General features: G+C 46.1%; 10 protein-coding genes. 6 read left to right on the top strand and 4 right to left on the bottom strand.

Annotated features, from left to right (window positions below; translation table 11 throughout):
* The first annotated feature begins 208 nt into the window (after window positions 1-208).
* On the top strand, window positions 209-1,330 hold the full coding sequence (locus CDZ87_RS09745) for a pyridoxal-phosphate-dependent aminotransferase family protein (RefSeq protein ID WP_100753380.1): 1,122 nt from the start codon (window positions 209-211) through the stop codon (window positions 1,328-1,330).
* 43 nt (window positions 1,331-1,373) lie between these two features.
* Here the strand turns inward: CDZ87_RS09745 and CDZ87_RS09740 are convergent, their stop codons facing one another.
* From CDZ87_RS09740 to CDZ87_RS09725, 4 genes are all read right to left on the bottom strand, one after another.
* Window positions 1,374-3,149: a PglL family O-oligosaccharyltransferase gene (locus CDZ87_RS09740; protein ID WP_100753379.1), complete on the bottom strand. Its 1,776-nt coding sequence runs from the start codon at window positions 3,147-3,149 to the stop codon at window positions 1,374-1,376.
* 69 nt (window positions 3,150-3,218) lie between these two features.
* Window positions 3,219-6,041, bottom strand: coding sequence for an excinuclease ABC subunit UvrA (gene uvrA, locus CDZ87_RS09735; RefSeq protein WP_100753378.1), 2,823 nt, complete (start codon window positions 6,039-6,041; stop codon window positions 3,219-3,221).
* A 131-nt stretch (window positions 6,042-6,172) separates the two neighbouring features.
* Complete coding sequence (galU, locus tag CDZ87_RS09730; protein WP_100753377.1) at window positions 6,173-7,048, bottom strand: UTP--glucose-1-phosphate uridylyltransferase GalU; 876 nt, start codon at window positions 7,046-7,048, stop codon at window positions 6,173-6,175.
* 110 nt (window positions 7,049-7,158) lie between these two features.
* Window positions 7,159-7,806 carry a response regulator transcription factor gene (locus CDZ87_RS09725; RefSeq protein ID WP_100753376.1) on the bottom strand — a complete coding sequence of 216 codons (648 nt, stop codon included), beginning with the start codon at window positions 7,804-7,806 and terminating at the stop codon, window positions 7,159-7,161.
* Window positions 7,807-8,145: 339 nt separating this feature from the next.
* Between CDZ87_RS09725 and CDZ87_RS09720 the strand changes: the two genes are divergently transcribed.
* The 5 genes from CDZ87_RS09720 (at window position 8,146) to CDZ87_RS09700 (ending at window position 13,280) form a co-directional block, all read left to right on the top strand.
* Window positions 8,146-8,691, top strand: a complete 546-nt coding sequence (locus CDZ87_RS09720) for a single-stranded DNA-binding protein (RefSeq protein ID WP_038175286.1) — start codon at window positions 8,146-8,148, stop codon at window positions 8,689-8,691.
* A gap of 162 nt (window positions 8,692-8,853) precedes the next feature.
* Window positions 8,854-10,866 carry an RNase E specificity factor CsrD gene (gene csrD / locus CDZ87_RS09715; RefSeq protein ID WP_100753375.1) on the top strand — a complete coding sequence of 671 codons (2,013 nt, stop codon included), beginning with the start codon at window positions 8,854-8,856 and terminating at the stop codon, window positions 10,864-10,866.
* Between the two features lie 5 nt (window positions 10,867-10,871).
* The gene (locus CDZ87_RS09710) at window positions 10,872-12,311 is read left to right on the top strand and encodes an MSHA biogenesis protein MshI (protein WP_100753374.1); all 1,440 of its coding nucleotides are present in this window, start codon (window positions 10,872-10,874) and stop codon (window positions 12,309-12,311) included.
* Complete coding sequence (gene pilO / locus CDZ87_RS09705) at window positions 12,311-12,961, top strand: type 4a pilus biogenesis protein PilO (RefSeq protein WP_100753373.1); 651 nt, start codon at window positions 12,311-12,313, stop codon at window positions 12,959-12,961. Before CDZ87_RS09710 ends, pilO begins: the two co-directional genes overlap by 1 nt.
* Window positions 12,954-13,280 carry an MSHA biogenesis protein MshK gene (locus CDZ87_RS09700; protein WP_100753372.1) on the top strand — a complete coding sequence of 109 codons (327 nt, stop codon included), beginning with the start codon at window positions 12,954-12,956 and terminating at the stop codon, window positions 13,278-13,280. Before pilO ends, CDZ87_RS09700 begins: the two co-directional genes overlap by 8 nt.
* Window positions 13,281-13,283 lie beyond the last annotated feature (3 nt).

Genomic DNA, 13,283 nt, shown 5'->3' with positions numbered 1-13,283 from the left:
GCATAAATATTCACCACTTATTTCTGCATTGAACGTGTTTCTTCGTATGATGTCAACGAGAATTTGTTGCTTAATGGCATTTTAAAATTAACAAACTTGTGACACTGGTTTGACCTGTCGACTTTGGGCTAATTGCCGGGGGGGTGGAATTCGATTAAGGTGGAAAGTCACAACAAAGACAACAACAAAAATAATGATGGAGCAGCCAATGACAATTCAAAGTTTTATTCCTCCCCAGCGCATTCTTATGGGACCAGGTCCTTCAGATATTTCGCCACAAGTTTTGCAAGCTTTGAGTCGCCCAACGGTCGGTCACCTGGACCCTTTGTTTGTTGGTATGATGGACGAGTTAAAGGCACTACTCAAATACGCGTTCCAAACGGAAAATGAATTTACCATCGCAGTGTCGGCTCCGGGTAGTGCTGGCATGGAAACGTGTTTTGTTAATTTGATTGAGCCAGGTGAGAAAGTTATCGTCTGTCGCAATGGGGTATTTGGTGAACGGATGCGTGAAAACGTGGTTCGTGCTGGTGGTATTGCCGAAGTCGTTGATGATGAGTGGGGCGCACCAGTGTCTATCGATAAAGTCGAGCAAGCACTTAGCGCTCACCCAGACGCTAAAGTGCTGGCGTTTGTGCATGCAGAAACCTCGACGGGCGCTTGTAGCGATGCACAAGCGCTCGGTAAATTGGCCAAGCAACATGGCGTACTAACCATTGTCGACGCCGTAACTTCGCTTGGTGGCGTACCGTTAAAAGTAGATGAGTGGCAATTGGATGCGGTCTATTCTGGCAGTCAAAAGTGTCTGTCTTGTGTGCCGGGCTTGTCGCCGGTAACCTTTTCTGCTGCGGCGATCGAAAAAATTCAATCACGGACCACGCCAGTGCAAAGCTGGTTTCTCGATCAGAGCTTAGTGTTGGGCTACTGGAGTGGCGAGGGTAAGCGCAGTTATCATCACACGGCGCCAGTCAATAGTTTGTACGCGTTACATGAAGCACTGTTAATGCTGAAAAAAGAAGGTCTGGAGAATGCTTGGCAGCGCCACCGTGAGATGCATGAAAAGCTTAAGCAAGGCTTAGAAAAGCTGGGATTTGAATTTGTTGTGGCTGAAGCGTCTCGTTTGCCACAACTGAATGCGATTTATGTTCCACAAGGTATCGATGAAGCGAAAGTGCGAGCGCATTTGCTCGAAACCTATAACTTAGAAATTGGTGCTGGCCTTGGTGCGCTAGCCGGCAAAGCGTGGCGAATCGGCTTGATGGGCTATGCTGCGCGCCATGAGAACGTGGCCCTATGCTTGCGCGCGCTAGAAGAGTCTTTAACTCAGTAATAATCACACGTTACGCGATAGAGCGGCCTTACGGTCGCCCTTTTTAGTGTGTTCGTTGTTGATTATCAGCTTTTAAAGCGTCGATGTCCGGAGCGATATAGTAAATTTGTGAAAAATCGCGATTGGGAAATAAGAACTCAGCTTCGGCACGGATTTGTTCAGCTTTAATCGTGTCGTCAATGCCCAGATACGCCAAAATCAAGTTGCTGTAAAAGGCAGGTCTCGGTTTGTCCTTAATAATCGACAAAGACCAGTCAATGTAAGCTTGAATGTACTGGCTATTTTGCTCAATAAGACCCAGATTAAGGTAGGTACTGTAAATGTCCCAATCGTAACGGTCCTGCCAAACGATAGCGTTAGAAACGCGCTCTAGGATCTGTGGATCTTTAGGCTGTGAACGCTCAAATTGAGTGAGCACATAGTTGGTGTGTAGAGCGCTCAACATATAGATGGTGGTCACGATAGGGACTATTAAGCTAGTCACTCTTAGTGCGGCTTTTGAAATAAAATGCAATGATAAACTGCGGTAGCGACTGGCGCGTTGGTCAACCCAAAACAGCAGAATAATAAAGGTTAACCAGTGTATTGACGAGTGATAAAACGGATACTCAAGCTGGCTGTGTAATACGATAGGCACAAACAAAGCGAACATGGCTAAACGTGTGCCTTTCTTGGCTTGAAATAATCGGGCTAAGACGAATAACGCCGCCAGTATAATCGCCAATAAAGGCAGCAATCCACCTTCTACTCCCCAATAAAGCAGTTCATTGTGCGGGTGATCCATGGCGGCAAGTCCAGGTTGATAACTTGGGTTGAGCTGATGTTGGCGTGCGGTATAAACCAGATACTCCGGCTCAAAGCGGCCGTATCCATAACCGGTAAACGGCTTTTCAATCAACATATCTAACGCTTGTGGAAAGGTATATTGTCTTGGACTTTCAAGGTTGGCTTTGTTGCCAATCAGCGTTGAAGATTGCCCCGGTAAAGCCGAAAGAGAGAAACCGATCACGATACCAAGCGTAATCGATACTATCCAGCCCCAAAAACGCTTTTTCGTCGCAAAGCGATACAGGTAGTGCAGAAGAAAAACAACGCCTAACACCGCTCCTAACCAGCCGGTTCGGGACGCTAAGACAATCAGTAGGGGGAGCGTCACTATCGGGGTGAGATAGAGCAAGGCGACTTCACTGATTCGGCGTTGGTATTTGGTTGGATGACGTGCCAATAAGTACCCCGACAGTGCTAAGCCAGTTGCCAAAAAGCTGGCCATTACGTTGGGCTGTTGGAAAATACCATAAGGGCGATTATTGAGCGTGTCGTAGCCAAACATATTGTCTGGATCGAGGAGTAATAATTGCACCCAGCCGAATAGGCTTTGAATCAACACCGCAATGACTACAAACCACAACAGGCGCTGTTTTTGTTTGTTGCTAAAACGTATCTGTTGTAATACTACAAACAACAAGTAGCCCGCCCATAAACCAATTAATCTACCGACGGCCAAATTGGGATTGGCGCTGGTATAGAGAACGGGCAGTGTCATCATCACACAGCAGATGAATAATCCTAGAGTCAGTTTGTTGTAACGGAGCGCTCCTTCCGAGCCGATCTGGTAGAAGCCAATCGCAAGTGAGAAGCTGATGGCGAGCCATGTTGTGGCATTAAAAGAGAGTGCAAGTCCAGAGCCGCCCGGATTGGGCATAAACCAGTGCATCGCTAGCAAAAATACGATTGCAATAGACACTAAGAAAGGTTTGATTAACGGCGGCTTCGGCGCCTTGATTTCCAGCTCTGTTCCAGCTACATGCGTAGTCGCCATAAATTACAACACCTCAAAAAAAACAGACCAGTGAGGCAGCCACTGGTCTGTTAATCTTACAACTAAATGTTAACTTAACATAGGTTTAAGGAATCGCGCTGTGTGTGACCCCTCAACCAGCGCTACCGCTTCAGGAGTGCCAGACGCAATAATATCGCCGCCACCTTGGCCACCTTCAGGCCCTAGGTCAATGATCCAGTCAGCGGTTTTTATCACATCTAAATTGTGTTCAATCACCACGACCGTGTTGCCATGATCACGCAGGCGATGCAAGACCGCAAGTAGCTGCTTGATATCGTGGAAGTGCAGACCTGTCGTCGGCTCATCGAGAATATACAAGGTTTTTCCGGTGTCGCGTTTGGATAGTTCTCGAGCCAGTTTGACCCGTTGCGCTTCACCACCTGAAAGGGTTGTTGCGGCCTGACCAAGACGAATATAAGAGAGGCCGACATCGATTAAGGTTTGCAGTTTTCGTGCAATCACAGGGACGGGCTGGAAGAATTGATGAGCATCTTCTACCGTCATCTCTAGCACTTCATCAATGCTCTTGCCTTTATAGCGAACCTCTAGTGTTTCGCGGTTGTAGCGCTTGCCTTTACACACATCACAAGGGACATAAACATCAGGTAAGAAGTGCATTTCAACCTTGATTACGCCATCCCCCTGACACGCTTCACAGCGACCGCCCCGGACATTAAAGCTAAAACGCCCTGGTTTATAACCACGTGAGCGTGACTCTTGGGTTCCTGCAAACAGTTCACGAATTGGGGTAAAGATGCCGGTATAAGTGGCGGGATTTGAACGCGGTGTTCGACCAATAGGGCTCTGGTCAATATCGATAACCTTATCAAAGTGCTCTAACCCTTTAATCTTTTTATACGGCGCTGGCATGGCGGTGGTGGCGCCGTTAAGCTGGGTATGAGCAATTTTAAAGAAAGTATCGTTGATTAAGGTGGATTTACCCGACCCAGAAACACCGGTAATACAACTAAACAGCCCGACAGGGATCTCGAGGTTGACATTCTTTAAGTTGTTGCCAGAGGCACCAATAAGTTCGACGACTTTTTTACTGTCTCTAGGCGTGCGAGTTTCAGGAATGGCGATCTGTTGTTTGCCACTTAAATACTGACCCGTTAGCGAGTTAGGGTTGGCAATGATCTCAGCCATGGTGCCTTGCGCAACCACATTGCCGCCATGAACACCCGCTCCTGGACCGATATCAATCACATGATCAGCCATCCGAATTGCATCTTCGTCATGCTCAACCACCAGTACCGTATTGCCTAAATCGCGCAGGTGGGTAAGGGTTTTCAGTAGACGTTCGTTATCACGTTGATGCAAACCAATGGAAGGCTCATCAAGCACATACATCACGCCGACGAGTCCGGCACCAATTTGGCTCGCTAAACGAATACGCTGCGCTTCGCCGCCAGAAAGGGTTTCGGCACTGCGGGATAAATTTAAGTAGTTGAGACCGACATTGACTAAAAATTGCAGTCGGTCGTTAATCTCTTTCATCACTTTTTCAGCGATTTGCGCACGTTGGCCTTCTAGTTGCAGGGAGGCAAAAAAGCGCAGCGCATCGGCGATACTTAACTCAACGATCTGAGAGAGCGTGGTATCGTTAATAAAGACATTGCGTGCTTCTATGCGCAAACGGCTACCGTCACAGCTAGCGCAGGTTTTGGTCGAAATGTACTTGGCTAAATCCTCTCGGACGGCATTGGATTCAGTGTCACGATAACGGCGTTCTAGCGTATTAAGAATCCCTTCAAATGGATGACGTTTAACGCGAATATCACCGCGGTCATTGATGTATTTGAACTCGATCTCAGCTCGGCCTGAACCGGTAAGAATGATTTCTCGAGTCTTTTTCGCCAATGACTTAAACGGCAGATGAAGATCAAAACCATAATGTTCCGCAAGCGATGAAAGCATCTGAAAGTAATAATAATTCTTTTGATCCCAACCGCGAATGGCCCCTTGCGCCAAACTTAAACTGTCATCGACAATCACTCTGGCTGGATCAAAGTATTGCTGGACGCCCAAGCCATCACAGGTATGGCAAGCACCTGCTGGATTATTGAATGAAAACAGGCGTGGCTCAAGTTCTTGCATGCTATAGCCACAATGTGGGCAAGCAAAATTGGCGGAAAAAACCACTTCATCGTCTGTGCCTTCCATCGGTGCAAGTACCGCAATCCCGCCAGAGAGCTCTAACGTGGTTTCAAAAGACTCGGCTAGCCGTTGTTGCAAGTCATCGCGGACTTTGAATCGATCAACCACCACCTCAATCGTGTGTTTCTTGTGTAATTCAAGCGTCGGAGGATCGGATAGATCGCAGGTTTCACCATCGATTCTAGCGCGGATAAAGCCTTGCGCGGCTAAGTTCTGTAGGGTTTTAACGTGCTCGCCTTTTCGCTCTTTGACGATGGGTGCCAGTAGCATCATTTTTGAGCCAGCGGGTAACTCCAAAACTTTATCGACCATCTGAGAAATGGTTTGCGCCGCAAGGGGAACTTTGTGCTCTGGACAGCGAGGTTCGCCAACGCGAGCGTAAAGTAAACGCAGGTAATCGTACACTTCGGTAATGGTTCCAACCGTGGAACGCGGGTTATGTGAAGTGGATTTTTGTTCAATCGATATCGCTGGTGACAAGCCTTCAATGTGGTCGACATCGGGCTTTTCCATCAAGGATAAAAACTGGCGTGCATAAGCAGAGAGTGATTCGACGTAACGACGTTGGCCTTCTGCATAGAGGGTATCAAAAGCAAGCGAGGACTTGCCTGAGCCTGATAAACCAGTAATGACAGTGATTTTATCTCGGGGAATGGTGAGATTAATGTTCTTCAGGTTATGGGTGCGGGCGCCGCGGACTTCTATCTGATCCATGCTTGTCACTCTATGCAAAAATTAGTTGGCTAAGTATTACATAGTGTGAGAAATGTGCCAATAAATACTGGATAAAAAAACAGTAAAGGCAACTATTCAAGTTGCCTTTCATTACCACTCAAAGGTTGATATTACTCGCTCTCTTTGGTGGTGGTTTGTTTGCCCAATTCTGAGGTCTTGGTGTCTTTAAGATAGAGGTTTTCAAAGCAATAATTGGTCGCTTCGATGTATCCTTCGACGCTCCCACAGTCAAAACGCTGACCTTTAAATTTATAGGCAAGTACGCAGCCTGCTTGCGCTTGTTTGAGCAGCGCATCGGTAATTTGAATTTCGCCGCCTTTACCGGGTTCAGTATTTTCGATTAACTCAAAAATATCTGGGGTTAAAATGTAGCGGCCAATAATGGCAAGGTTGCTCGGCGCAGTGCCTGGTTCAGGTTTTTCTACCATGTCATCGACGCGATAAATATCGTCTTTGATCATCTCACCGGCAATAACGCCGTATTTATGGGTTTCATCCGCTGGCACCTCTTGCACAGCAACAATCGAGCAACGGAACTGCTTAAATAGAGCAACCATTTGCGCTAGTACACCTTGCTGCTCGTTAACACACAAGTCATCGGCTAAAACCACCGCAAACGGTTCGTCACCAATTAATTCACGGCCGGTCAAAATTGCATGACCGAGACCTTTCATCTCACGTTGGCGAATATAGGTGAAGTTGGCGGTATCAATAATATCGCGAATATCAATCAGCAGATCTTCTTTGTTGGTGCCACTGATCTGATGTTCGAGCTCATAATTCATGTCAAAGTGGTCCATGATCGAGTGTTTACCACGTCCAGTGACAATACACATTCCATTCATACCTGCTTGAATGGCCTCTTCGACGCCATATTCAATCAATGGTTTGTTCACCACTGGCATCATCTCTTTTGGCATTGATTTGGTTGCAGGTAAAAAACGTGTACCGTAACCCGCGGCTGGAAACAGGCATTTTTTTATCATGAGTAGAACCCTTAACTTGTTATTATTCATCAAACTGGCGCGACTTTATCATGAAACTCTAAATGAGATAATCACTGTGCGCTCAGAATAACGAAACAATTGTAGTCGATTTAGTTTCTCATGTGTTGTTTGGCCCAAGCGGCTGCTTGAACGCGGTTTTTCGCCCCGAGTTTTTTGAAAATCTTTTGCAAGTGTGATTTCACGGTAAACTCGCTAATAAACATGTCTTCGGCGATCTGTATATTTGAAGAGCCATTCATTAGGCAACGCAAAATTTGAATTTCACGCGCGGTCAGATCGACGGTGGCAGGAGTGGTTTGCGTATCGACGACACTGCGATAGTGAAACAGCAATTGAGCGGTCACTTTTCTCGGCAGCCAGTTTTCTCCGTTGATCACAGCTTCACAACCGCGCATGATCAAATCAATATTGATGTCTTTATAAAATACCCCTTTCAAATGGCCAAACGCCAAAAGCTCGTCAGTAGTCAATCGCTGGCTAACGTTAAACACAATGGTTTCAAAGGATTTGTCCGCTAAGGGAAGGGCGCGTATCTGGCTTTTAAGCTTAGTGTAGTTATGGTAATCAACCAGCAAAATGCGATGTTTGTGTTGTTGTAAGGCGAGCAGAAGTTCGTTTGGTATTATTCGTGGTATTACCATTCCTAACTTTTGTTCTAGTTGATCGATAAACGGTTGTTTAAGCGATGAGTCTTCACATAGGAAGGAGATGGTTCGGGTATATATGCTTCTAGCCATAATGTCATGTCCTCTAATACTAGGGTCTGTTGATTTTTCGAACAAATTTAACCGTGAAAGATAAACAGACCCTAAGGTTGTAATAATTTAGTGACAGAGTGCGGCAAGTCTTAGAGGTGCGCTAATTTTGGTTGAGTGTTTGCGCTGCGATTCATATGGCTAGGTAATTTACTGATTACTCAGCATTGTTACAGCTTGAGACGACTCTAAAAATGGACTCAGTTTGATGTTGCTTGATAAACTGAAACGACATTGTGGTTGAGAGATTTGTTGCGAGCACAAAGCGTGTTATCCTTATGTGCTATTTTATGAACAACCCAAATTTAGACGGAGCAAAACATGGCTAGCCGTGGAGTGAACAAAGTTATTTTAGTCGGTAATCTGGGCACTGACCCAGAGGTACGTTTCATGCCGAGTGGCGGTGCAGTTGCCAACATTACTATTGCAACGTCTGAATCATGGCGTGATAAAGCGACGGGCGAACAGCGTGAAAAAACAGAGTGGCATCGTGTTGCTTTGTTTGGCAAGTTGGCCGAAGTGGCGGGCGAATATCTACGTAAAGGCTCTCAAGTCTATGTAGAAGGTCAATTGCAGACGCGTAAGTGGCAAGACCAAAGCGGCCAAGACCGTTATACAACGGAAGTTGTGGTCCAAGGTTACACGGGGGTTCTGCAAATGTTAGGTGGCCGTGCGCAAGGTGGTGCACCAGCTCAAGGTGGTATGGGGCAATCTCAACCTCAACAAGCTCAGCAAGGTGGTTGGGGACAACCTCAACAGCCGGCGATGCAAAAGCAGCCAGCGCAGCAACCTCAATCTCAACCACAGCAGGCGCAGCCTCAATATAATGAGCCGCCGATGGATTTTGATGACGACATCCCGTTTTAATGGATTATTATTGAAAAAAAGCCGCGCTTGTCGCGGCTTTTTTATATAGTTACCTCAGCAACTCGCCGAGAGTATAAGTCGTTGACTACACTAATCTCTATAAGCTAAAAGCATCCGCGAAATAACTGAAGATTATCGATTGAGAAAAGGAATTCTGCATTCATGAGGTACACGCCTACCTTAAAACTGAGTACACGCTTGGTTGCGTTTGTAACTGTTATTGTTATCAGCGCGATGTTTATCCTGTTCTTAGGTGGCACTTTATCGTTCAAACGATTAGGCCAGGAATATCTTGACCACTCTTTGCAAGGGATCGTCGATGTGGTCGATAAAGAGATGGAAGACCCTGACGCGGCATACTCTCTCCAGCGTTGGATGCCAAAAATGTTGCAAGCCTCAAGTGTTGTTGAAATGGAGTTGCTCTCTTCATATGGTGTAATTTATCGCTTCAAAGATACTTCATCAAAAGTGGCGAGTGAGTTGCTGTATGAGGTGGAGTACACGCTAGAACGTAATCGCGACTACCAAATTCGCTTGAAAGCAATCCCCCCTTATATTGGTTTTGGCTATTCAATGCAGGCGTTGTGGTCGATCACGCTCGCGATTGGTTTAGTGGTGTTTTGTTTGCTGCGTGGTTTGAAGTGGCTCAAAGAGCAATTGTATGGCTCAGAAATGCTCGAAGAGCGTGGACGGATGATTTTAGCCGGCCGAGTCGAAGAATACGCCAAAGGCGATGAACGAGAGTGGCCTTATACCGCCAGTGAAGCGTTAGACCGATTAATTGAAGAGTTACAAGATGCGCGGCAAGAGCGCAGTCGTTTCGATACCTTTATTCGAACTCAAACTTTTTTAGACCAACTGACTGGGACCGCTAATCGAGTACTATTTGATAGTAAACTGGAAGCGGCACTGTCTGAAAATGGCGCCCATGGCGGCGTGTTGATGTTACGGATTGATGATTGGGAGCAGATAGAAGAAGAGCAGGGGAAACAGGTCGCAAATGACTTCTTGGTGGATGTGGGTGAAGGGCTTAATAATATCATTCAACGCTTTCCTGACGTCATTTTGTCACGTTACTACAGCTCTGACTTTGCTATTTTCGCGCCGAGTTTATCGAGCAAAGATGTCTCTCATATCGCCACTCAATGTCTGAAACAGCTTACTAAGCTCACCCCACCGCAGCCTCTCGATGTTGACAATTGGGTGCACATTGGCGTGAGTATGTACCGTGAAGGAGAAAGCCAAGGGCGTATCATCGATGAAGCTGAAACCGCATTGAAAAGTGCTCAGTTACAAGGGATGAATACTTGGAGTCGTTTTCATAAGCACCATGTGCAACAAGAAGAACGAGGTAGCGTTCGCTGGCGGACACTTTTTGATGTGGCATTAAAACCAGAACATATCTACATCTTTGCCCAGCCGTGTTATTTGCTTAACTCACATCAAGATCTTTTCTGTGCGCACCATGAGCTGTTTGCACGAATCAATGATCCAGAAAAGGGAGTGATCAAAGCGTCTAGGTTCAACTCAGCAATTGAATCCATAGGTTACGAAGGGGTTCTCGATAAGGCTGCTTTTTCTGCCATTATGCGACATTTAAAACAATTTGATAGCTCAGAGAGTTACTCGATCAATTTGCATGTGATACCTTTTGCAGAACGCGAGTATTTTAAATGGTTTCGTGATGAAATTCTGCAGCTTAGCATCAGCTTGCGTCAGCGGTTGATCTTTGAATTCACCGAAGCGCGTTTGGTTAAACATCTTGATTACATGCGACCCGTGACCAAAATGATCGTGGGGCTTGGTTGTCAGGTCGCGGTCGGTCAAGCTGGTCGCTCCATTGTCAGTACGCATTACCTCAAAGATTTACCCGTAAGCTATTTAAAACTGCACCGTAGCTTGATAAAGAGAATCGATCAACGTGATGAAAATCAGTTGTTTGTCAGAAGTTTACTTGGGGCGTGTGAAGGGCTAGCGACTAAGCTGATTGCGGTTGGGGTGGATAATAAGGCCGAGTACCACACCAGTGTACAATTAGGCATTCATGGAGTACAAGGGCGCTATTTGAGTGAAGAAACTCAGTTATTGCCTCTGCAAGCGTCGCTCCCTCCCGCAAAATCATCAGAACATAAAGTGCAAATCGGTCGTCGCAACCGGTGGCGTAAAGTAAAGTGAATTAGATGAGCATTCAATCGATAATCAATAGGTTTAAACGCAGCGAGCAATCCTCGACACATCTCTATGTGGTTGTGCAGCCGAGCGCGTTGTTTTTTTCTTCCTCTTTGCACAGTGAATTACCGCGTCAGGTTGAGCTCAATGGTCAGCCATGGCAACAAGTGCTGACTGACACACTGCAAGGGCTGACTATCACACATGTTAAATTGGATGTGGTATTACACTCTTCGCTTTATAAAACTTATCAGATAGACAAACCTAATGTGCCAGAGGAAGAGTTAGCTCAGGCACTGCCATTTTTGCTGAAAGAACTCATTAGTGAGCGAATCTCGGATGTTATTATTGACTCGATGTATTTGTCGACCAATAACAAGCTGCAAGTTTACGTGGTCGATAAAGGTTTAGTCAGTCAGTTATATCGAACGCTGATGGCACTATCTATCGAACTTGAGCGTGTCTTGGTTGAAGATGAAATCTGGGGCCATTCCGCGGGCGAGTTGAGTCACTTCTTGTTATTGCAACGCAGCCAACAAGGGGCGTTTCGAGTCAGTGCGTTTATTAATTCTCAAAGCGCTTTTCAAAGAACGATGCGCGGTATAACACCGCCATTAACCGGTGTCGCAAGCAGTGCGCTACAGCTCGATGGTATTGCTCTTGAACTACAGCGCTCGATTGATTATCTCTCCTCTCAGCTTCGTTCTGCCCCTTTGCATACAATGATGATCTGTTGTGATGAAGAGTCGCAGCAAGAGATGGTCGAAGCATTAAATCAACGTTTGAGTGTTAAAACGGCGCGGTTGTCTGAGCAGGCCGAATGGTCCGGTGAAATTCTAGTGCGCGTGTGCGAAAACTTGCCCCACGCTGAAATAAACCTCTTTCCTGAAGAATTAAGGCCGAAAAAAGAATACGTTACACTGACCAATATCGCGATAGGATGGGGATTCGCGGCGATCTTGTTAGTGGTGGTGGCAGCGAATCTCTATTACCAACAGCGTGATTTAACCCAGCAATTGGCTGAGCACACTCGCCAGCAAGCGGCATTTAAACAACAGATGACTCAGCTAACCGAGCAATTGAATCAGCATAAACCGAGCGCAGCCAAAGAGGCGGCGATTGCTAGGCTACAATTAGAGATAGATGCTAACCAGAGTGCGTTGGCGGCGGTTGAGAAATTCGTTCAATCACAGCAAGTGGGGTACTCATCAGTGCTGCGTTCACTCGCGACGTTAGGGCGCAATGATATTTCGTTACAGACGATCCGAATTGATGGCAACGGCCTTGATTTAACTGGATTAGCTCAAAGTCCACAAGCGATTCCGAATTGGGTAAATCAGTTTAAACACGAGTTGAGTCTAGTGGGACGAACCTTTGAACAGCTCAAAATTGGCCGAAATGAACAAGATATTATTACTTTCGAGCTCAAAACTCAGCGGGAGAGCAATTAATGGCGAGTTATTGGCAGCGGTGGAATGAGAAGTTTACGCAATTTAGCCCTCGAGAAAAAGGACTGATTAGCTTATGTGGATTAGTGGCGATTATCTTCGGTTTACTGACGTTAGTTGTTGAGCCTGTTTATAATAAAAATCACCAGCTAAGCCTGCAGTTATCTGATGCAAAGCTGAATGAGCAGCAATTGCAAGCCGACATTCTACGGATGCAAGCGCAGTTGAATCAAGATCCGGATCGCGAGTTAGACAAACAAATTGAACGTTTGATAGCACAGAGCCAACAAAGTTCACAACAGTTGGCTCAACTGGTTGAAAGCTTAATTACTCCGAGTGAAATGGCACAATTACTTGAATCGGTGTTACTAGGTTCAAAACAGTTACGTCTGGTATCACTGGAATCTTTGCCCGCGGAACCGATTGTTCCTGCCACGGAGGATAAAGGCATGACGGGCTACTATATCCATCCGGTTCGAATCGAGTTGACAGGGCGTTATTTTGACATCGTCCATTATTTAGAAGCATTGGAAGCTATGCCAGTAAACTATTATTGGCGTCAGTTTGATTATCAAGTGGAGTCGTATCCACAAGCGCGATTAGTTTTGACGGTTTATACCTTGGGCACCAGACAGGAGTTTATTAGTGGTTAGGTTTCTTGTCGTAACACTTGTAATGATGGTCGCGGTTGCTGTTCAAGCCAAGCAAGATCCAACGGCACCTCTCGGCTGGAGTGCGCCCGCAACAAATGACAATAAATCTGTCAACAAAGTGGCTCCATTACCCAAACTGCAAAGTATTGTTTGCCCACAATCTGGTGACTGCAACGCGATTTTAAATGGTCAATCTATGGTTATTGGAGGGCGAGTCTCGGGCTACACCGTTCGTCACATTGAGCCAGAACTCGTTATCCTCACGCGTGGCGGTAAAACGTGGAAATTACAACTCTTCCCTCTGGAAGTGAAACAGTAAGGT

It is taken from the genome of Vibrio salilacus (assembly GCF_002811245.1).
Taxonomy (GTDB): domain Bacteria; phylum Pseudomonadota; class Gammaproteobacteria; order Enterobacterales; family Vibrionaceae; genus Vibrio; species Vibrio salilacus.
This window is presented reverse-complemented; position numbering and strand designations above follow the sequence as displayed.